The sequence below is a fragment of the uncultured Pontibacter sp. genome (genome assembly GCF_947492645.1).
Taxonomy (GTDB): Bacteria; Bacteroidota; Bacteroidia; order Cytophagales; family Hymenobacteraceae; genus Pontibacter.
Genome location: NZ_CANLMZ010000005.1, coordinates 1 through 21963 on the forward strand (window position 1 = coordinate 1; position 21963 = coordinate 21963).

Below are 21963 nucleotides of genomic sequence, written 5' to 3' on the forward strand. Positions count from 1 at the left end.
TTCGATTCCAGTTACCTTCCGGCAGCAGGCTTTTTAAATACGAATTGTATTCTAGTAGGTCTTTGTAAAGATATGAGTTCGATAATTCCACCCTACGGGCTACTAGAGTAAAAAAGCCGCTCCACATAAAATGGAGCGGCTTTTTTGGTTCGATGAATTTCCCCTTCGGTCAAATTTCTTAATTTATTGTATCATATAACATCAATAACAACGAGTTTATCTGCTATTTATCCCTATACTTAGTGAGGTCTTTCGTCTTCACCAACAACTTTCCCAATTACTCCTTTTCAAAGATTTTCTTCCGGTGGTTGAGTCCCCATCCCTTCAAAGCTTCAATGATCGGAGTTAAGGTATCGGCATAGGGTTCCGGTTTATACATGATCTTCACCGGGTAATCGTCTATTACTACCCGCTTGATTAGTTGATGCTGTTCAAGGTCCTTCAGCTCCTTAGCTAGCACCTTCGGAGTAATCCCTGGAATACTCCCCTGTATATCGGTAAACCGCTCATTGCCCGTCATCACCGAAATGATGATGGGTAGCTTCCATTTCCCATTAATTACCTCGATCGCATCCCGCACCGGCTTTACCGTGTCCAGGCAAGACAGGTATCCCATTTTATTAGCCATAACTCTTCTGTTTAACCTATTTTACTTTCCTTTGGGAAAGCACTATACAAAGGAAAGTAATAAGTTGTAATTTTACAACAGCTTACAAAGATAAGTATTACAAGGTGGGCTATAGTAGTTGTAGGTCCTCAAGAACGATTGGCAAGTGCTATAATGCATCCGGATGCAGATGGCGGTGCCCGCTGAGGCCGGGTGTTATACAGGTAATTAAAAAAATTAGGATCATGGCTTATAATGAATCAATAATAAACAACGCTAAGGCAGGTAAACAGATGCTCATTGGTTTGCACCTTGGAAATGGATACGGCTCTCAGCCGGGAGCCTGGCGCATGCCGGGAGTTGACCCCAAAAGTTATACAAGTTTCGATGCGCGTGTCAAACAGGCTCAAGCAGCGGAGCGTGGTAAGCTTCAGTTTATATTTTTGCCGGATGGCCCTGGCGCTATCCTGACTGATCTGGAAACTGAGTCGCCTAGTTTTAATCTTGATGTGATGCTCACCCTTGCAGCTGTCGCACGCGAAACCAAGCGCATTGGGTTAGTCGCCACGGGTTCTACCACATTTAACGAGCCTTTCAACCTTGCCAGGCAGTTCAAGGCGCTCGATGTGATGAGCCATGGTCGTGCGGGTTGGAACGCAGTTACATCAAGCGGTGATGCCGTCGCAGCAAACTACGGAAGAAGCATTCCGTCCAGCGCGGAACGCTATGGGCGGGCGCACGAGGTCGTCCAGCTCATCCAAGCACTTTGGGGCAGTTGGGGAAAGGATGCTTGGGTGCATAACCAGGAGAGCGGACAGTTTGCGAAGAGAGATCAGATCCTTCCCATCAATTTTAAAGGCAAGTTCGTGGGCTCACGCGGGCCCCTCTACATTCCCCCATCGGAACAAGGCCAACCCATTATCTTCCATGCTGGAGGAAGCCCAAATGCGCATGAACTGGCGGGCCGCTTCGCCAATGCGGTCATTGGAGCGGCATTTACCATGGAAGATGCACGCGCTCAACGCAATGCATTCCGAGAGGCGGCAAAGCGTTACGGTCGTAACCCCAACGAGCTCAAGTATATCCCCGGCCTTATGACTACCATCGCCAAGGACAGACGCACGGCCCTGGATCGCAGGATCAAACTCACAGAAAGCCTCATCCCTCAACGGGTAGCGTATCTTCAACAGATGCTCGGCATACATCTTGACCTTAGCCGCCTTGACGAGCCGCTCTCAAGAGAGCAACTGGACGCAGCGCGCCCATCGCCATATGACCCTCGTTCCCCACACGCCCTGAAGATCGCAAAAGAAGGGTGGAGCCTGCGTGATATAATCGCCCATGGGGTGATTGATTATCATCCCGTGATCGTGGGACCGGGTATTGAGGCCGCCGATCATATGCAAGCGTGGTTTGAAGCAGGTGCCGCCGATGGATTCTGGATTTCTCCCGACATCAACGAAGATGGCATTGATGCCTTTGTGGATGAAGTGGTTCCAATCCTGCAAGAACGTGGGCTCTTCCATCAGGATTATGAAGGCAAGACCTTACGCGAACATCTTGGTGTACCTGATCAGTATGGTGTTGACCCTCGTGTTTTGCCATGGGGCAAAGACAGCATAGAGAAATAAGCCATACTTAATCATCATTAAAAATTAATCAATAAATATAATCAACATGAACATAGGAGTAATTGGCGCCGGCGTGATCGGCAAGACCCTGGCCAGAAAGTTTAGCGCAGCCGGACATACCGTGACCCTAGCAGATGCCAGAGGCGTGGCAAGCATTCAGCAAATTGCTGACTGGGCTAATGTAAGAGCAGTAGCGGTAGAAAATGTTGCAACGGATGTGGATGTGCTGGTCATAGCTATTCCCTTTGGAAATATTCCGGACTTGGTAAGAACGCTGGAAGGCAAGATAGCGGATCATGTCGTGATCGTGGAGACGACCAACTTCTGGCCCAATCGGGATGCTGCAGTAGAGGCAGTAGAAAACGGCATGGTGAACAGCGTTTGGGTGCAGCAGCAGTTTGGCCGTCCGGTTGTAAAAGCCTTCAGCAACATCGGTGCCTACAGCCTGGCTGTAGAAGGTAAACCCAAGGGAAGTAAAAACAGGATTGCACTGGCTGTCTCGAGTGATGAACAAAGATCAAAAGAGGTGGTGCTGGGCCTGGTGGATGACGCCGGTTTTGACGCCCTGGATGCCGGAGATTTAGAAGACTCCTGGCGCCAGCAGGCTTGCTCCCCGGCCTATTGCACCGATCTCACCTTACCTGAACTTATAAAAGCACGGGCATCAGCCGAGAGAGAAACACTCAGAGAAAAACAGGATCTGTTATTTAGCAAAATGCAGGCGATAGGCGACGAATACTTTAAGATCATCTTGTCAGGAGATTACCCGGAAGGATTCGTAGACCATGCCGTAGACATTGTCCGCGAGATCAACAACTTGCCTCCAAGAAAGCAAAATACGTTAGGTTAATCAATAAACAGTTTAAAAAGATACAACATGAAAATAGGAATCATAGGCACGGGTGCCATTGGAAGTACCATAGCCAGTAAACTCTCTGCTGCAGGGCATCAGGTAAAGGTTACCAACACCCGGGATATGGCCACACTTAAAGAAATAGCTGCCAGTTTAGGCGCAGAAGCGGCTACCATTGAAGAGGTGGTAAAAGAGGTGGATGTCATTCTTTTCTCCATTCCTTTCAAGGCATATAAAGACCTGCCAAAGAATTTATTGCAGCACGTACCCCAGGAAGTCATTATCATGGACACCAGTAATTATTACCCTTTCCGGGATGGGGACCTTGCTGGCTTAGCAGGTAAGACGGAAAGTGAATACATCTCTGAAACACTAGGAAGGCCAGTTATCAAAGTGTTCAATAACATTTTGGAGTACACTCTGAAGCACAAAGGCAAGGCTGCCGGCGAGCAAGGGAGGATCGCTATATCAGTTGCTGGCGATAACGAGGCACATAAAAAGGTAGCCGCTCAGCTGGTTGACGCGCTGGGGTTTGATACCGTGGATGCAGGCGGTTTAGTCGAATCCTGGAGACAGGAACCAGGCACTCCTGCTTATTGTACTGAACTGAATGCAGCAGAACTAAAACAAGCGCTTGCTGCAGCCGAAAGAGGGAATGGTCCTGCAGCCAGAGATGCTGTCATGCAGAAATTTCAGAGTTTAGCGACGTTTCCTTCTCACGAAGAAATGGTTGCTATTAATCGTTCGGTTGCCGCTGGAAACCTGCAGTAGATTTATTTGTTTTTGTTCAAGTCTGAAGAGCTACTATCAGCATCTTTGTGTTGCTCTCAAGTGCTGGTAATAGCTATTTCAGTAAGCATACCGAGCTCCTACTGAACCTGGAGGCCACGAGAAAAGCCCCAAGAGAAAACATAATTAATCAACTAGCTGGTCAGTAATTAGCTATACCTGGTAAAGAGGAACTAATAAGAACTAAGATAGCATTGAATACGATGGATCATAAAGAAATAGCCTATTCCATTTTAGAACTTGCCATTGTTTCGCAGGGGGAAACCATACAACAGACCCTGCATAATTCCTTGGCATTGGCAAAAGAAGCGGAAGCACATCACTACAAACGCATTTGGTTTGCTGAGCATCATAACTCAGATAATATCGGCAGTAGCGCCACATCACTGCTCATGGGTTACGTGGCCGAAAACACCACCACGATCCGGGTGGGCTCAGGTGGTGTGATGCTTCCCAATCATTCGCCTTTGATTATAGCAGAACAGTTTGGAACATTGGCACATTTATACCCTGGCCGCATTGATTTGGGTCTCGGAAGGGCGCCTGGTACAGACCAAGCAACTGCTCGTGCGATCCGGTCAGATTTTATGGAGGCTGCCCATTCTTTTCCCAGGGAAATAGAAAAGATCCAGCAGTATTTTTGCGTAGAAAATAAAACGGCCAACGTAAGGGCGCCTATTGCAGAAGGTACAGATGTTCCGCTGTATGTATTGGGCTCTACGACAGATAGTTCGCATATAGCGGCTGAAAAAGGATTGCCTTACGCTTTTGCAAGTCATTTTGCATCCACGCATTTACATAACGCTTTGCGAATCTATGAACAGGAATTCCAGCCTTCCGAGTTTTTAGAAAAACCCTATACCATTGCCGGGGTGAATATTTTGGTTGCCGATACAGATGAAGAAGCCGAAAAACTATTCACTTCCTTGATTAGAATGTTTGTAGGCGTATTAACCGGCTCCAGAGAACCATTACAGCCACCAACCGAATTGACCGAGGATTTAAAACAAGTATTGCTGCATCCAACGTTAAACCAAATGCTCAAGTATTCCTTTGTTGGAAGCAAGCAGACGGTAAAAACGCAAATTCAGGAATTCTTGGAAGAAACAGGAGTGGATGAATTGATCACAGTGTCCACTATGTACAAGCTGGATGACCGATTAAAATCTACCAGACTCTTTGCAGAAATTATGACGGAGCTAAACGAGAACAGGTAAAAGAAAAAGAGGATATGCTTATTTAAACTCTTCCTCTAAATAGCTTTCCATTGCAGCCAAATCCCTGTGGAAATGGTTCGATAATTCCATCCTTTGGTCTACTAAAAGGGAGAAGTGATTATTTGATCGCTTTTCCCTTTTTCTTTTTCCACTAAACCCTTTTTCAAGAGGTTATAAAAATCAAAAAGCTACATTTATCCTTTAGGTGAAGATAGCACCGTCTTCACAATTATAAAGCACTCCTTACAGAAACGCCATTACTTGCAGCTGTTTTCTTTGCTGAACGTTCAACATACTTTAAGACTACATTATCGTTTCTACTTCCTGATCGCATGCAATGTATGCGACATGATGCTGTAAAGGAAAATAGCACAGAGCGTGGTAAGCAGGATATTTCCTATTGTTAGCAGCGCTACACTTATGCCCCTGATGAATGTGCCATGCCTGCAACCAGTAAAAAATTAGCACAGATGTTACACCCCAGCTTACTAATGCAGCAGTCTTAACTCTCTTCGTTAAAGAAACAACCAATAACAAAAATATGGGCAGCAGCGAGAGCAGGTAAATCACACAGTAAGGCTATACTATTTTACTGTACGCTAAGGCAACACTTTATTTCCAAGCGCTTTTTTTTTCAGGTCAGATATATTTCGGAGCGTTACCTGGGCTATACTTTGCAAGGCATCTGTGGTAAAGAAAGCTTGGTAGCCTGTTATCAGTAAATTATTAAAAGGTAGTAAATGCATGAAAACGCCAGCCTGAATTATCTTACCCGACAAGCCTACAAAAAACAGATCACCCTCTTCTTCATAAACATCCGCAGAGTACAAACAAACTGCCGCTTTCGTCATCAGTTGGTGTCTTGGTGTGTTATATTCAAACTAAATTAAGCTGTAGCTTTAAACAATTTTTCCCGATGCCTGTAGTAAAAGAATTATCCGCAACTACAGGTAATTATGAAATTTATACTTCTACTGGCTTTTCTACTTCCAGCACTAGCCTTTGCCCAGACAGGTGTCATAACGGGCACAGCACGCGACCGTAATACACAAGAGCCGCTTATTGGTGTATCCGTGCAGGTAGTGGGGAGCCAATTGGGCACGGTAACTAACGAGAATGGTGCTTTCAGGATAGAAAGTATACCAGTAGGAAGTTATACGGTACAGAGTTCTTACATCGGATATCAGCCACAGTCCAGGTTTAACGTGAACGTAACAGTAGGCAATGTGCAGATACTGAATTTTGAAATGGCACCTGCCGCCAGCCAGCTGCAACAGGTAGAAGTAGTAGCCAACCGCAGGCAAAGTGCCGCTGTGGCCGACCTGGTGACGCCACTCTCGGTGCAGAGCCTGACGACAGAAGAGATTCGCAGCAACCCCGGCGGCAATTTCGACATATCGAAGGTAGTGCAGGTACTGCCGGGTGTAGCTACCAACGGCACAGGAGGCGGCAGCCGCAACGACTTGATTATTCGAGGTGGCGCACCTAACGAGAACGTATACTACATCGATGGCATTGAGATTCCGCTCATCAACCACTTTACTACACAAGGAAGTGCGGGAGGGGCCACAGGCATACTTAATGTTTCTTTCATCGAAGACCTGAAACTGAGTTCTTCTGCTTTTGATGCACGCTATGACAATGCGTTGGCATCCGTTTTTGAGTTCAGGCAGCGCTATGGCAACCCGGAGCGTTTTTCGGGTAATGTGCGTCTGAGCGGCTCTGAGTTTGCCACCACCTTAGAAGGCCCTGTAGGAGCAAAAACAACTTATCTTTTGTCGGCACGCAGGTCATACCTGCAGTTTCTGTTCAAGCTGCTCGACCTGCCCATCCGCCCGAACTACTGGGATTTTCAATATAAAATTGACCATAAACTAAACGACAAAACCTCCATATCTTTTATAGGTGTAGGCGCGATAGATGATTTCTCTTTTGGAGTGCCGCGAGAAAGCACTCCTGAAAATGAGTACATCCTGCGCTCTACCCCCTACATCAACCAATGGAATTATACAACGGGCGTAGCTGTGAAAAGGCTTGTAAACGATGGCTACATAAACCTGGCCCTGAGCCGCAATGCATTCGATAATGCCCTGACCAAGTATGAGGCTGCCGAAGAAGGTGAAAACCGCGTGTTTACACTAAACTCCAGCTCCCGCGAAACAGAGAACAAGCTGCGACTGGACGTGAACAAGTATAAAAACGGCTGGCGGTATGCTTATGGCGTGTCGGGGCAGTACGCCCAGTTTACGAATGATATTTACAGCGTGATCCGAAAGGAGCTGCGCGATGAGCAGAATAACCTGGTACAACCGGGCGTGACGCTGGATTACGATACCAAACTCGATTTCTTTCGTTACGGTGCCTTCGGGCAAGTATCCCGATCGGTACTGGATAACAAACTGGGGCTTTCGCTGGGTATTCGCACCGACATGAATTCTTTTACCGATGAGGGAAATAACCCGCTGAAAACACTATCTCCGCGCCTGGCTCTCTCCTACTTGCTAAACGATAGATGGACTATAAATGCATCCTCGGGCATCTACTATAAACTGCCCACTTATACTGTACTGGGTTACCAGCAGAATGGAGCTTACCTGAACAAGCAGGCCGATTACATCAGGTCTATCCACTACGTGCTGGGTACAGAGTTTCTGCCGCGCCAGGACTTACGCTTCACCCTGGAAGCCTTCTACAAAGACTACGGCAATTATCCTGTCTCTATTCGGGATGGCATTTCGCTGGCGAACCAGGGCGGCGACTTTGGTGCCATCGGCAACGAGGCCGTAGCGACAAACGGAAAAGGCAGAGCCTACGGAGCAGAAGTATACCTCCAGAAAAAGCTGACTGGCACGGTGTTCTCGGTACTATCTTATACCTATGTGGTGAGTGAGTTCTCTGGTCTTGATGGCGAGTACGTATCCAGCGCCTGGGATTACCGCCACCTGGTATCGGGTTTGTTGGGCAAGAAGCTGCCGCGCAACTGGGAGTTCGGGGCCAAGTATAGGTTTGCCGGTGGAGCGCCAGCCACACCATTCGACCTGGAGGCATCACAACGAAACTACGCCTCTTTGGGAACGGGCATACTTGACTACGACAGACTAAACTCGGAGCGCCTGCAGCCCTTCAGCCAGTTGGATGTACGTATAGATAAAAAGTGGAATTTCAATCGAATTACACTCGACCTGTTCCTGGATATAGCTAATGTACTGGGCAGCAACACACCTGGCTTCGAGCGTTATACTTTCCAGCGCAACGATGACAACTCTGGTTTTGCCACCACCGACAATAACCCGCTGCGCCTGGATGGCAGCAACGCCATACCGGTAGTGCTTGAAAACAATGATGGCAACCTAGTGCCCACGTTAGGCTTTATAGTTGAGTTTTAATCTTCTCCGTAAAGTATAAATCTCAGTAAATCCGCACGTATACTATGAAAAACGTTAAGACACTAGCTATACTTAACACCCTGTTCTTCCTGCTGCACTTTGTGCCTTCGCAGCTTACGCAGTTTGAGGTATTTAATAGCCAAACCATCGGCGATGTATCTGATAAGTATCCAGCACTTTTCACACCTGCAGGCATTACTTTCTCTATTTGGGGCGTGATTTACCTGGGCCTGTCCATCTTCTGTATCTACCATTTAATGAAAGCTTACAAAGAGCCCGCTGAACATGAGGCGAATGCAGAACTGCAGCGCCTGGGTTATCTTTTTATGGTGAATAACCTAGCAACCGGCCTCTGGACTATTGCCTGGGTGAACGAGTGGCTGCTGATCTCGGTGGTGCTTATACTTACCCAGTTGGTAACGCTGCTGGCTATGCACCTTCGGCTGGGTATATTTAATGCCAATCGTTCTGCAGCCTCACGCTGGTTTACACAGGTACCGCTCAGTTTATACTTTGGCTGGATCATTATTGCCACGGTTGCCAACATCAGTTCTGCCCTGGTCGGTTTAGGGAGGAATGGCTTTGGCATGAGTGAAGGGCTCTGGACAACCATTATGATCATTGCAGCCACTTTAATAGTAGTATTTGTTCTCTTCACAAGATCAAACCCTTTTGTAGGTTTAGTAGGCGTATGGGCACTTTATGGCATTATTTTGAAACATCGTGATATCAACGTGGAGGCAAGTTCACAGATCATTACAACGGCGTGGATTGGTTTAGCCGTGGTTTCTTTAGCGGTAGTATTCGTATTTTTTAAAAGTATAAATAGCAAGCAGCAACGTTTTTAAACGCTCATTCCTTTTCCTGTACTCATTCACCGTCCGGCAGGTAAAAAAGCAGAGCAATCCCGGATAATGGAGCCTATTTAGATTGCTGAGATATTTAGTTAAGAGTGAAACAGATCACTTTATGGAATCAATAAGGCTGCTTTTCAGAGCTATTACTTCTTTATTTACACATCTCTGGATAACTACTTTCGTCCGCTTGGAGACAAGGTAACTAAATTGGCTACTCATCTAATCATTCCCTCCTTTCATCAAATTTCGGGAAACGCTTATACGCAGTACACAAGCTAAACAAGGCGTTGCCGCTAACATGCATGGTAAAGAGCAAAGAGGTTACCTACTTTAGCTGTTTCTGCTACACATCTCGTATGCAAACTTCATTAAAGCTGTTCTTTCTCTGTTAAAGGGTTAGAAACTATGCTGCAGTAAATCATAGAATTAAAAATCAGGCATCTTAAGAGACCTATGTACAAAAAAACTTTATGGAGCACCATGTTCAACCACTATCAACTACTATATATAAAGATGTCGTTGTTTTTGCGTTAATTGCTACACTAAGCTTTTCTATTACCTAGGTTTATTTAACCTAAGCAATAGCTAATGATATACTTTACTTAAAACAAACAACAAGATTAATGGCTTCAGGATTACTCGCATTATTAGATGATGTGTCCGCCCTCGTTAAAGTGAGTGCGGCAAGCTTGGATGATGTTCCGGCGCAAGTGTCAAAAACGACAAGTAAAGTATCGGGTATTGTTATAGATGACACAGCTGTTACTCCGAAATATGTAGTTGGCTTAGACCCTTCCAGGGAGCTTTCGATTATATTTCAAATCGCTAAAAAATCGTTGCTTAACAAATTGCTGTTACTGAGTCCTGCGGCACTAGTTCTGGGCTTTTTTGCTCCATGGGCTATTACTCCTATTCTGATGCTCGGGGGTGCTTATTTGTGTTTTGAGGGTTATGAAAAGGTTCATGCCATGTTTAGCAAGCACACCTCCGATACTGGGCAACACGAAGGTGAGGCACCTGTCGTGATAACTCCCGAAGAACTTGAAAAGACAAGAGTTCAAAGCGCCGTACGTACTGACCTTATTCTTTCCGCTGAGATTGTGGCCATCACCTATGCGACAGTAGCTGATAGTCCGTTAGTAACCCAAATTGCTGTAATGCTTGCCGTTGCTATTTTCATTACCATTGCAGTTTATGGCTTTGTCGGGCTGATTGTAAAAGCCGACGATATAGGACTTAGCATGGCAAAGGAAAACCGACATCCACAGGTAAGAAGTATTGGGCACGGCATTGTAAAATTTATGCCCAGCTTTTTAACTATCCTGAGTTACGTTGGTACGGCTGCCATGCTTTGGGTTGGGGCCGAAATTATTGCACATGGCATTCCGTTTACCAGCCACGCTCTTGATAACTTAGAACACTCTTTGGCACACATCCCTGCTCTTGCCTGGTTTGCTAAAGCTTTAACCTGCGCTATAGGAGGACTTATTTTAGGAGCTATAATTGAGAAAATAGTGACCCTAGTGCGTAAGATTTTTAAGAAATAACACTTCCTGGCAGTATTATTTATAGCTTCTTATCTGATTTAGTTTAGATAAGAAGCTATAAAAACAAGAAAGCCTCTCTACATATGTAAAGAGGCTTTCTTGTTTTTATAGTGATCCCGTTTGGATTCGAACCAAAGACCTACTGCTTAGAAGGCAGTTGCTCTATCCAGCTGAGCTACGAGACCATTGTTTTTGGCAGCATTATACTTGCCTTAAACAAAAAATTTCGGAATTGCTTCCGAAATTTTTAAGTCGGGGTGGCAGGATTCGAACCTACGACCTCCACATCCCAAATGTGGCGCGATACCGGGCTACGCTACACCCCGAACTATGCTTTCAACTCCGGAAGCGCTTGTGGCGCTGTATTAATGTTGAACGCGGTGCAAAAGTAAGCGAAGTATTTAAAAAGTCAAAACAATTTAAACATTATTTTCGCTTGCGGAGGAGGGGGGATTCGAACCCCCGGTACCGTTACCAGTACGGCAGTTTAGCAAACTGCTGGTTTCAGCCACTCACCCACCCCTCCGGGCCTCTTTCTGCTAAAGAGTATGCAAACTTACAACATTACCCTTAACAGCGCAATAGTATTTCCTAAAAATTAAGATTAAAATGACCATAAAAACACCTCTCAAAGTATAACTAATTGATAATATTCACCTTGTAGGACTCAATTTTTCAGAAAAAATTTTAATTCTTTTTAAGGTTCTTGATTAACAACGGCTGCTTTACAAGGAAATCCCCAGAGAACCTCCCCCAGTACCCGTAGCAAGCGCAGTTAATGGCTGCATTTTAGTATATTTGTGGCTTGAGCGGGGCAGCATCTCTGCTTTACGCCCTCATACTTTTTTTCATGACCTGGTATCAAACCATTTCTATACTCGAGATCTTGTTCGGCTCATTGTTTTTTGTGCTGTACATCGGTTATTTGCTGCGCATAAGAAAAGTTGCTGCCTTCTTTAAACAACGTCCTCACGTGGTGTGGTTTAAATTTGTGCTTCGCCATGTATACTTAGCCCTGATTATTGTAGCTATACTTGGCCCATCGTTTGGCGCCATGAAAAAAGAAATCAAAACGATAGGCAAAGACTTATACATAGCCGTAGACCTTTCTCAGTCCATGGATGCGACTGATGTGCAGCCCTCACGTCTTGAAAAAGCAAAAAACGAGATTCACCGCCTTATAAACAGGTTTAACTCTGATAAAATCGGGTTGATCGTTTTCTCAAACGAAGCCTACTTACATAGCCCGTTAACCTACGACCAGAACGCATTACAACTGTATACCCAGACCCTACGCACCAACCTGCTCCCCTACTCCGGCACCGACTATGCTCCTGTGCTGCAGCTAACACTTGATAAATTTAGCACCAACACGGCCGCCGCGGCAGAAGAGCAGAAAGCAAAAGTGCTTGTTCTTATAAGCGATGGCGAGGACTTTGGTGGTAATGTAGAGCAACTGGCTGCCAGGCTGCGAGAGCAAAATGTACGGGTTTATACGTTAGGGGTAGGCACCCTTGAAGGAAGCCGTATTCCAGAAGGCCGCAATTTTAAACGCGACAAGCAAGGCCGCATCGTTTCAACGTCTCTTAATCCAGGGCCATTAGTGCAGTTGGCAGAGTTAACTGATGGACAATATTTTGAAGTAAACAATCGTGTAAGTGAAGTTAGTCGGCTTATCAACGCGATTAACAATATTGAAGGCGAGCTTCGCGAAAGCAAAACGATTGATGTAACGGCAAACAAGTATATTTACCCATTGGCATTGGCGCTGGCACTTATACTTTTGGATGTACTTGTAACTGTTAAAGTAATCAGGATATGAAGGTTTTATTCTTTGTGATTTTCCTGATAAGCGTGCTTGGTGGCGGGCTTCGCTCCATCTCCAAAGTAAACGAATATAATGCCAAAGCAGCGCTGGCTTTTAAAAAGCAGCAGTACCACGAGGCGATAGTAGCGTATGAATACCTGCTTCATGATCTTGAAATTAACGATGACCAGGTAAGGCTAAACCTGGCTCACACTTATTACAAAGCCAACAGATTTAAAGAAGCGCTGCAACAGTACCACCTGCTGGCAGATAACAAGGCACGGCACTTGCGATCTGTAGTTCACCTCCAATTGGGAAACATCGCTACAAAACAAAAAAAGTACAAGCAGGCATTATCGTTGTACAAGCAGGCGCTTGTTGCTGATCCGGCCAATGAAGCGGCCCGTTATAATTTTGAACTCCTGAAAAAGTTTCTGAACCTGTACCCTGAACGTGAAGAACAGCCCGCAGACAATTTGCCACAGCCTGACCAAACGCAGCCTTCTGATAGCGCAACACTTCCGCCTCCTGCTCAGGAAGAGCTTCAGCCTAAAAACAAACCTGATGCTAACGGCAACCGGGAAGAGGAAATAGAGCAGCCGCAACCTGATGCAAATGGCCAGCAAGGCCAGGGTGGAACATCACCTGAACAAAATGAACAACCGCCTGAACAAAAAGAAAAAGAAGAAGTATCTGGCACAAGCGATGGCGACGTAGAAGGGAAAAACAAAAACAACCAGTTTGATCCTAAGCAGCAGGAGCGAAACTTTAGCGGAGAGAATGTTACCGAATCTGATGCAAGCGCTCAGACAAAGCGCATTCGCCTTCAGAAAGCTAATATCAGCCCTGAAAAAGCTAGGATATTGCTAGATGCCATGCGAAATGCAGAGATGCAGTATATTCAGCAACTGCCTAAAAAAGCAACCAAAAAGCCTGATAAATCAAAACCAGACTGGTAAGCAGCGTTACAGTATAATATACTGTCTACCGTTCATCAGGCGATGTATTGAAGGCTTTAGGATACAAATAGCTATTTTCTTACAACCAAATAAAGTATGAATACCGAAAAATCCCTGCCTCAGTATTTAGAGAGCGACGTACTTATCCGTTTCGAGGACTGCGATCCTTTTGGGCATTTAAATAACGGCCGTTACATCGACTATTTCCTGAATGCGCGCGAAGACCAGGTACGCGACAATTATGGCTTGGATGTGTATGCCCACATAAAGCAGTCTGGCAATGCGTGGGTGGTGGCCTCTAACCAGATAGCTTACCTGCGGGAAGTTAAATTTATGGAGTGGGTAAAGATCAGAACCAGCCTGATGCATTACGGTAGTGCTAACTTGATAACAGAAGGCCTGATGCTGGATAAAGACACAGGTGCTGTATTGGCTGTTATCTGGTCCAGGTTTACTTATATAAGTATGAAAACCGGACAAAGAGCAGAACACAGCCCTGAATTGATGGCTATTTATAAGGCTGTGGCCACGGAGGGAGAAGGTAAGCCAAATAAGTATTTTGAAATACGCGTAAAGGAGCTGAAAGAAAGCACTCCTAAAATCTAACCACAGGTTTAATTTCCCTCCAAAAGAAACGGCATACTTCAAATGCCCGGATTTATATTTACAAGTTATACAGCAGGCTTTACTGGTCAAACAGCAGTTGCTTGTTTATCAATGATAAGTATAGCTTATGTAACTTTGCAAGTATAAACTGCTGTTGTTTTTAATACTCAATGCAAATGAAGAATAATCTCAGGAACGTTTTGGATGTATTGTCGCTTGCCGAAAAGCTGAAGTATGAGCTGAGGCACAGCTGGCTCTCTAATGGCAGACAGGAAAGTGTTGCCGAGCATACTTGGCGTATGTCATTGATGGTAGTGCTGCTGGAGCCATACCTGGATAAAGAGCTTGATACCGCCCGTACTCTTAAAATGGTTATCGTACACGATCTTGTAGAAGCTGAGGCCGGCGATATTCCTGTTTTTGAGGTTACAACTGCCAAGGCAAAAGAACTGAAGCAGTTAAATGAAAGGCAGGCCATTGAAAACCTGCGGTTAAAACTGGGAAACGGCATTGGCCAGCACATTTACGAGCTCTGGCACGAGTTTGAGGACAAGCAAACCTACGAAGCAAAAGTAGCAAACGCACTCGATAAACTGGAAGTGCAAATTCAGCACAACCATGCTGATATTACCACTTGGCTAGAGGTGGAACAGGAACTTTGCCTGCTGATGGGCACCCATACCGAATTTGATCAGTGCCTGACACAGTTAAAAGAACTTATTGAAGAGGCAGCCATTCTTAAAATGGAAACGGCCGGAATTGATGTAGCCGCTGTGAAAGCCCGTGTTTCGGCAAAACATACCCCTGCTGCAGGACTTGAGAAGCGGATTGCGCACTAACGCAGTACTCTAAAAGTAGAAAGGCTCTACTGTACAGGCCACATATAACCGCATAAACACAAAATCCTGGCTCTCTCACAGCCAGGATTTTGTGTTTATGATCCAGTTGAGGACTGTTATACTTTCTATAATAAGCCTTCTGGGAAAAGTATGATTTAGTGTGGAGTAGGTACTTATCTTTTTAATTAAGGCAATCTATAAAGGGATAGTATAAACAGAATCGCCTCTGCAAGTGCAGAGGCGATTCTGCTTAAGATGAGGTCTATTTCTTGATAAAGCTTATAACCTGGTAATGTTGTGCCCCCTGTACCTGTAACACATATTTACCTGTTGCAAGCGTTGCTACATCCAATTGATTTACTGCGCCCGCCTGTACTTTAAACTGTTGTACTACACGGCCATTCATACTTATTACCCGAACGGTACACGTACCCGCAGGCATAGTGGTTAAATCGAGGTTGGCAACGTCAGCAGCTGGATTAGGGTACAGCATTATACTTGCTTCTGCCTGCTTCTGCACCTCTACCGCTACCATTTTGCTATAATCGCTTTTCCCGTCGAAATCTACCTGCTTCAAGCGGTAATAGACAGTACCCATTGGGGCGGTTGCATCCAGGTAAGTATAGTTGATGCGGCTGTTGCTGTTTCCTGCACCATCTACCTGGTTAAGCTGTACAAAATTGCGCCCATCAAGGCTGCGCTCTATTATAAAGTAATCGTTGTTCTGTTCTGTGGCTGTTGCCCAATCCAGTACCACGCCGGCTTTTGTAACCCTTGCAGTAAAGCTGATGAGCGTTACCGGCAGAGGCGTAACAGTTCCACTTTGTCTAAATGCGGTGTTTAAACTGGTAGACCTGTCCATTCCGTAATTAGAAGAGTCGAAGAGGTCTATTAAACCATCGCCATCTGTATCTCTATAATATGTATTCCCAGATATCTGGAAGCTTAAAATACGCTTAGTCGGGCCGCTTTGCTTCAGCCATGCTGGTGGGTTTGCCGCTGTGCCATCCACGTAGTAATCCTTAGCGGCGGTAATACCGGCATTGTTTCTAAATACTTCAGCCATCGCCAGCAGGTCATCAACTGATTTCCCGTCTTTGTTCAGGTCATACGCTTCTTCCGTGTCTGTCATTAAGTCGTTATCGCTGTCCATGTCACGGTAGTCCGGGGTTCCGTCTCCGTCCGTATCAAGAGGCGTTATAGTAGTGGCATTAACGGCACAACCACAACTTGCATCGTACCGATCGTCAATTCCGTCGCCATCAGTATCAATACCTGCAGGTAACAGACGGCTGCCTGTTGCCTGTGCTTCCAGGTTGTCGAGTATGCCATCGTTATCAGAATCAATATCCAGAAAGTCGTAAACTACATCGTTATCAGTATTGGTAACTACATAATTAATCGTGCCGGATCCGGCTGCAGTTTCCAATATATCTACCAGGCCATTAGCACCCGAGGCAGAAGTATAACGGCCCAAACTCAGGCTGAAAACAGTAGCTGAAGGCACCTTACCACCGTTCGCTTCTACTGCATCCAAAATCCCATCGCCATCCGAATCCAGGTCCAGGTGGTTTGGAATGCCGTCTCCATCCTTATCGTCTGTGCCTTCCATAGCATCCGGAATGCCGTCGTTATCTGCATCCAGGTCATAGGCATCCGTAATTCCATCTAAATCTGCATCAGCAATAATTTTAATGGTAAATACAGCTGGAGATTTATCTTCTGTTACTTCATTATCCTTGATAACATATATAAAGCTGACATCACTAATGTTGCTAACTCTTGGGTCAAAACTGATTTTGTTGTAAGAGCTCCAAGGGTATGAAGCGGTGGTGTTTGCCGCAACACCATTCACGTAAAGTACACCTTGTGCAGCAGTTGGTAAAACTGTAAATCTGAAAGAGGAAACGCTTATGTCATCTGTACCATTCAAAGCATCTAAAATGGTTCGATCTGCTCCGCTTGCCAAGGTTGCCACGTTGGTTTGGTTAACGGCAACTGGCTCGCCATTGATTGGAATGGTAATAGTAGCTTCGTTACTAACTGCTCCGTATGCGTCAATGGCTACATATCTTAGCACCACATCTCCAAAATTGCCAACTGCAGGATCGAAAGTGTTAGTTGCTATGAAAGTATTTACACCATATTCTGTAGTTGTATTAAGCTTTATACCTCCTACTAACAATGTCCCCTGGCTATCGCCCGGTAACGACAAAAACCTGAATTTAAGTGCTGTTACACCTCCATCATCTTCCGGAACTGCAGTAGGTAAGCCTAATACTTTTGCCGGATCCGTATTCAGCATCTTTGGAAAAGAGAAGTTCTTTGCTATCGGCCGCTGATTATATGTAACAGGTATCGTGTAGGTAGCCGGTGTAGCATCCCAGGCATCTTCAATGTCTCCAACAGAGTAAGTAAAGATGATGTTCCCAGTAACGGTTTCGTCTGCGGGATCATACTTTAGTTTGTCTCTCAGGCTCCATGGGTAAACCTGATCAATAACTATTGCCTGATCATTTACTGTTAAAATACCGGAAGCTGGTAATGTGGCAATACGGAATGAAGTCGGTAGGCCATTAGCACCCTCCCCATCATTGCCTTTAAGCGGATTCAGAAGCGTGGCATCAGCTGTGCTAATAATAGCAGGGCTATGCGTTACATCTTCGGCTACTGGCTCTCCGTTAATGGGTATGGTAAAAGTAGCCAAGTCACTCTCAGCTCCTTCACCATCTACTACTTTATAATTAAAGACAACATCGTTAAGGTTTGCAGTAACAGGAGTAAATGAAACGCCACCGGCAAAAGACATAGCAGGATATAGTGTATTAGCAACCACGGCACTATTTCCTACTCTTAGCGTTCCTTGTGTAGACTGATCCGGAACAGAGGTAAAAATGATACTGGAGTTAACTATGTTAACATCATCAGTTGGATAAGAACCCGGAGTAACAACTAGTGTGGTTGTACCCGCCGTGTTCAATATAGTTTGGGTAACTACATTTCTAGCAACTGGAGCACCATTTATGGGAATTGTATAGGTAGCAGAATTACTGCTCAATCCTTCAGCGTCCTTAACAAGATACTGAAAGGTTGCATCAGCAGTAACGGTAGCGTTTGTATGCGTGTAGCTAATATTATTTCTATCAACCCAATTAAACTCTTGTGTGGTGCTGCTAACTATTGTTCCGTTAACCCGAAGTGTACCATGTGTTGGTAAAGTACTTATCAGGAACTTTGAGATTACCCCATCATCAGTAGCATTAAGCGATGGTGCCAGTATAACATTTGAAGCAGTCGTTAATAGTGTAGCAGTATTTAAAACATTATTAGCTACGGGTGCTACGTTGGTAACAGGTATAGTATAGGTAACTGCCGAACTCTGCACATCTTCGTTATCGATGGCAATGTAGCTAAATACCACATTGCCATGCATATTTCCGCTTGGGTCAAATCGGAGCAGGTTTGTAAGTTCTGCTACTGTGTAAACTTTGGAAGTAACTGCTGCTATCCCGTTTACAGTTAATGCGCCTTGTACCAAAGTTGGTAAAGTTGTAAACTGGTAACCTTTTATAGTTCCGTCAAGGTCTGTAGCACTTAGGTTTTTAATCAGCGTTGCGCCTGCCGTACTAGGGATCGGATCTGCTACGATGGCATCAGCGACAGGTACACCTTGTATTTGTATCGTGTACTGAGCAGTATTACTTCTAGCACCCAGATTATCAGTTACAGCATAGTCAATCACTACATCTGCTGTATTTGTAACTGCAGGATCAAATTTTATATTGAGGTAAGGTACATAGCTACCGTTTACTAGAACATAATTTACAGGGTAATTTTGTCCGGCAACGGCTACTGCATTATTGATATACAATACTCCCTGGTTACTGTTTGGCAGATTCACTACTCTAAAAGATGCAATAGTCCCATCGTCAGTCGGGAATACATTTACATTTAGATCAGTTGCACCGTCTGTATTCAGCATTGTTTGAGAGCTGATATTTACAGCTACTGGGCGCTGGTTATAAGTAACAGGTATCGTGTAGGTAGCCGGTGTCTCGTCAATAGCGCCTTCTGCATCCACTACCGTATAGGTAAACGTTACATTTCCATTCTGAGAATCAATTGGATCATACTTTAATGTGTTTCTCTGGCTCCAGGGATAATTCTGGTTTAAAACAATTGGCTGGTTGTTTACTGTAAGCGTACCTGATGCAGGCAGTGTCACAATTCTGAAATATGCAGGCGCACCCGTCGCAGTTTCACCATCATTGCCGTCCAGCGTGGTTATAGGCACAGCATCGGAAGTACTATAAATTGTACCTACATTAGTTACATTGATTGCTACCGGTGCCTCGTTAACATTTGTAACAATTACTGTAATAGCCTGCTCATCGGATAAATTGCCTGTGCCGTTATCTGTTACTCTTACTATCACAGCATAAGTATTCGATCCTGCAGCTGATCCAGGTGCTTCAAAATTGGGGGCTGCTATGAACGTTAATGCCCCAGTTGTAGCATTTACATTAAATTTACTTGCATCCGCACCGCCTGCTATGCTGTAGGTGCGGGCATTATTTTCTGCATCAGTAGAAGTTACAGTTGTAACTGCTGTTGTATTTTCTGCTACAGGTATAGTTGCAGTAGCCCCACCTCCGTTTGAAGTTATTATGGGAGCCTGATTTACTGATGCCAGAGTTACTACAGTACTATTATTAGTGAAGTTAGAGTCATATTGATATCCTGCTACATTACCTATACTAGTATAAAAATCAGGATTATTGGTTGTATTAGGAGAAATCGTGGCTGTTATAGTAAGAGTTGCCGTCGCGTTTGCGGCAAGGTTGCTGATAACCCATTGGTTAAGTGCATTAAAAGAGCCGGCAGATAGAGTTACATTCATTGGAGTTAGCCCGGCAGGTAATGCACCTGAAACAAGAACATTTGTAGCTTCAGTCTGTCCTGCATTACTTACTTGCAGAGTAATCGTCACCGATTGACCTACATAATAGGGTCCTGGTGTTTTGGTATGCGTTAAACTTAAATCAGTAGAGGCAATAGGCATATCAGTACTACTAATACTGCTTGTATGTCCTGTGTTGCCTGATGTAGCTCCATTTGCAGGAAACTCTGTTAACGCACTTGAGTTGGTTGTACCATTTGAGGCACCTGTAACAGTAATAGTACTCGGGGTTCCACCGGAGAAAGCAATGTAGCCGCCACCGCCGCCACCGCCAGGGCCTTCAGCTTCAGGGCCTGGTATAACTTGATCGCCACCCTTGCCACCGTTCGCTATTAATTTAACCTGCGTGTTTAAGGTTGTTGTTTTGACTATCAGCGTACCTCCCCCACCGCCGCCGCCTGGGGCATCGTTTCCGGAAGCAGCTGTGTTTAGTGCTGCATTACCATTAGCCTCTATAGTACCTGTACCTGTAACAGCATTTGATAAAACATAGACAATACCGCCGCCATTTCCACCACTTGTACCTTTATTGTCGTTGCTATCACCAGCGCCGCCGCCGCCGCCCATAAATATCCTCGACTGAGGCGTTGTAGCTAAAGGCCTGCCTCCTAGACCGCCTCTTTCTTGCCTGTTATCTCCACTCCAGGCACTATTATTAGGACCTGTGACTAATGCATCTGCATTAACGCTAGAATAAGTATAACCTCCTCTGCCACCGCCCGGGCTGTTTGTTCTGGTATTTGCATTAGCTAAGTAACCTGGATCAAGAGCCCAGGCCCCAGTACCAGTACAAGACGAACACATTACACCTTGTCCGGTCCAGGTTGCGGCAGTTGAAGCCGCGGCATTGGCACCGCCGCCGCCGCCGGCATTGTGTGAGTTACCGCCACCGCCACCATTAGCAGCAGCCCCACGTCCGTAAATTGTACCACCGGGTAATGTTCCAGTTACAGTACCTGCTGCATTAAACGTTGTAGACCCTGCAACACTTTCGCCTTTAGCTGCCCCTCTTGCTCTATCTGAGAAGGCATAGTCGGGATTTGCTAGCGGAATTGTTGCAGTTGAATAGTTTTGAACAATGCCACCTCTAAATCCAAAGCCACTTGCACTTATAGTGCCGTTCACCGTTGTAGTGCCTGTTACTTCTAAAGCTACAACACCACCTTTATTACCATCCCATGCAGCAGGTACAATAGATGCTCCAGCATTCACAGTTAAACTACTATAGCGTGGCACCTTAACTACCTGCGCTCTGTTGTTGTTACCGGGCCCAGTAAGAGTGGTACTTACATATGTATTTGTTAAACCACTAGTAATGGTAAATGATGTAGTTGACGGAGCAGAACTCACAATTCTGAACTCATACAGACCTGCGTTGCCTAATGCCGATACAGAACCATATGCAGTACTAGAAGTAGCCTGATTTATAGAAAAGCTATTTCCACCCTGCACTTGAATGATCATGACAAGATCGCCGGGAGCAAACGCTACAGTTCCATCATGATTGATCGTAGTTGAACCTGCATCTAAAGATACAGCACCTGTAACACCACCTGCCATTCTAATCGACGCATAGCTGTTTACAACTGTACTTGCTGCAGTTACTGTTAAAGCACCGTTTTTTCCTACTTGTGCAAAAGATGAATGGATAACCCCGAAAAAAAGCTGCCATATAATTAACAAGCTAGTTCGGAAAATTGATTTTTGGCTAAAAAAGGGTGTTGACATAACAGTTTATAAAATATGATAAGCATACTATGCCTATCGCCGTTTTAAGATTGTATTATTAAAACAACAGATTGACTAAGAAACAGTACACCTTATCTTAAGAAACATGTAATAAGACTTATATATAGTAAATATTGAACCAATCTTGCATTCACTATATAGGCCTTGTGGTAAATC

14 protein-coding genes and 3 tRNA genes are annotated in these 21963 nt (G+C 45.0%); 11 read left to right on the forward strand and 6 right to left on the reverse strand.

Features of this window, described 5'->3' with window-relative positions:
* Nucleotides 1-277: 277 nt before the first annotated feature.
* A complete protein-coding gene (locus Q1A23_RS05365) occupies nucleotides 278-628 on the reverse strand; it encodes a helix-turn-helix domain-containing protein (RefSeq protein WP_299820591.1) in 351 nt (116 codons plus the stop codon).
* A 224-nt stretch (nucleotides 629-852) separates the two neighbouring features.
* Here Q1A23_RS05365 and Q1A23_RS05370 point away from each other — a divergent pair, with 224 nt between their 5' ends.
* The 4 genes from Q1A23_RS05370 (at nucleotide 853) to Q1A23_RS05385 (ending at nucleotide 5097) form a co-directional block, all read left to right on the forward strand.
* Nucleotides 853-2238, forward strand: coding sequence for an NtaA/DmoA family FMN-dependent monooxygenase (locus tag Q1A23_RS05370; protein ID WP_299820594.1), 1386 nt, complete (start codon nucleotides 853-855; stop codon nucleotides 2236-2238).
* 46 nt (nucleotides 2239-2284) lie between these two features.
* The gene (locus Q1A23_RS05375) at nucleotides 2285-3088 is read left to right on the forward strand and encodes an NAD(P)-binding domain-containing protein (RefSeq protein WP_299820597.1); all 804 of its coding nucleotides are present in this window, start codon (nucleotides 2285-2287) and stop codon (nucleotides 3086-3088) included.
* A gap of 27 nt (nucleotides 3089-3115) precedes the next feature.
* A complete protein-coding gene (locus Q1A23_RS05380; RefSeq protein WP_299820600.1) occupies nucleotides 3116-3862 on the forward strand; it encodes an NAD(P)-binding domain-containing protein in 747 nt (248 codons plus the stop codon).
* 221 nt (nucleotides 3863-4083) lie between these two features.
* Nucleotides 4084-5097 carry an LLM class flavin-dependent oxidoreductase gene (locus tag Q1A23_RS05385; RefSeq protein ID WP_299820602.1) on the forward strand — a complete coding sequence of 338 codons (1014 nt, stop codon included), beginning with the start codon at nucleotides 4084-4086 and terminating at the stop codon, nucleotides 5095-5097.
* Nucleotides 5098-5696: 599 nt separating this feature from the next.
* On the opposite strand, the gene Q1A23_RS05390 is transcribed toward Q1A23_RS05385, so the two are convergent.
* The gene (locus Q1A23_RS05390) at nucleotides 5697-5948 is read right to left on the reverse strand and encodes a hypothetical protein (RefSeq protein ID WP_299820604.1); all 252 of its coding nucleotides are present in this window, start codon (nucleotides 5946-5948) and stop codon (nucleotides 5697-5699) included.
* A gap of 105 nt (nucleotides 5949-6053) precedes the next feature.
* On the opposite strand from Q1A23_RS05390, the gene Q1A23_RS05395 reads away from it, so the two are divergent.
* From Q1A23_RS05395 to Q1A23_RS05405, 3 genes are all read left to right on the forward strand, one after another.
* Entirely contained in the window at nucleotides 6054-8483 is a 2430-nt protein-coding gene (locus tag Q1A23_RS05395; RefSeq protein WP_299820607.1) for a TonB-dependent receptor, read from the forward strand.
* 44 nt (nucleotides 8484-8527) lie between these two features.
* The gene (locus Q1A23_RS05400) at nucleotides 8528-9331 is read left to right on the forward strand and encodes a hypothetical protein (protein ID WP_299820610.1); all 804 of its coding nucleotides are present in this window, start codon (nucleotides 8528-8530) and stop codon (nucleotides 9329-9331) included.
* A 632-nt stretch (nucleotides 9332-9963) separates the two neighbouring features.
* Nucleotides 9964-10887, forward strand: a complete 924-nt coding sequence (locus Q1A23_RS05405) for a DUF808 domain-containing protein (protein ID WP_299820613.1) — start codon at nucleotides 9964-9966, stop codon at nucleotides 10885-10887.
* Between the two features lie 111 nt (nucleotides 10888-10998).
* On the opposite strand, the gene Q1A23_RS05410 is transcribed toward Q1A23_RS05405, so the two are convergent.
* The 3 genes from Q1A23_RS05410 to Q1A23_RS05420 form a co-directional block, all read right to left on the reverse strand.
* Nucleotides 10999-11072, reverse strand: a tRNA-Arg gene (locus Q1A23_RS05410).
* A gap of 67 nt (nucleotides 11073-11139) precedes the next feature.
* A tRNA-Pro gene (locus Q1A23_RS05415) sits at nucleotides 11140-11213 on the reverse strand.
* Nucleotides 11214-11326: 113 nt separating this feature from the next.
* Nucleotides 11327-11413: transfer RNA gene (locus Q1A23_RS05420), tRNA-Ser, on the reverse strand.
* A 324-nt stretch (nucleotides 11414-11737) separates the two neighbouring features.
* Here Q1A23_RS05420 and Q1A23_RS05425 point away from each other — a divergent pair.
* The 4 genes from Q1A23_RS05425 (at nucleotide 11738) to Q1A23_RS05440 (ending at nucleotide 15098) form a co-directional block, all read left to right on the forward strand.
* Complete coding sequence (locus Q1A23_RS05425) at nucleotides 11738-12709, forward strand: VWA domain-containing protein (protein WP_299820616.1); 972 nt, start codon at nucleotides 11738-11740, stop codon at nucleotides 12707-12709.
* Entirely contained in the window at nucleotides 12706-13653 is a 948-nt protein-coding gene (locus tag Q1A23_RS05430; RefSeq protein WP_299820619.1) for a tetratricopeptide repeat protein, read from the forward strand. The genes Q1A23_RS05425 and Q1A23_RS05430 overlap by 4 nt, the downstream gene beginning before the upstream one ends.
* Before the next feature lie 96 nt (nucleotides 13654-13749).
* On the forward strand, nucleotides 13750-14259 hold the full coding sequence (locus Q1A23_RS05435; protein ID WP_299820622.1) for an acyl-CoA thioesterase: 510 nt from the start codon (nucleotides 13750-13752) through the stop codon (nucleotides 14257-14259).
* 176 nt (nucleotides 14260-14435) lie between these two features.
* Entirely contained in the window at nucleotides 14436-15098 is a 663-nt protein-coding gene (locus Q1A23_RS05440) for an HD domain-containing protein (RefSeq protein WP_299820625.1), read from the forward strand.
* A 262-nt stretch (nucleotides 15099-15360) separates the two neighbouring features.
* Here the strand turns inward: Q1A23_RS05440 and Q1A23_RS05445 are convergent, their stop codons facing one another.
* The gene (locus tag Q1A23_RS05445) at nucleotides 15361-21741 is read right to left on the reverse strand and encodes a T9SS type A sorting domain-containing protein (protein WP_299820629.1); all 6381 of its coding nucleotides are present in this window, start codon (nucleotides 21739-21741) and stop codon (nucleotides 15361-15363) included.
* Nucleotides 21742-21963: the final 222 nt, after the last annotated feature.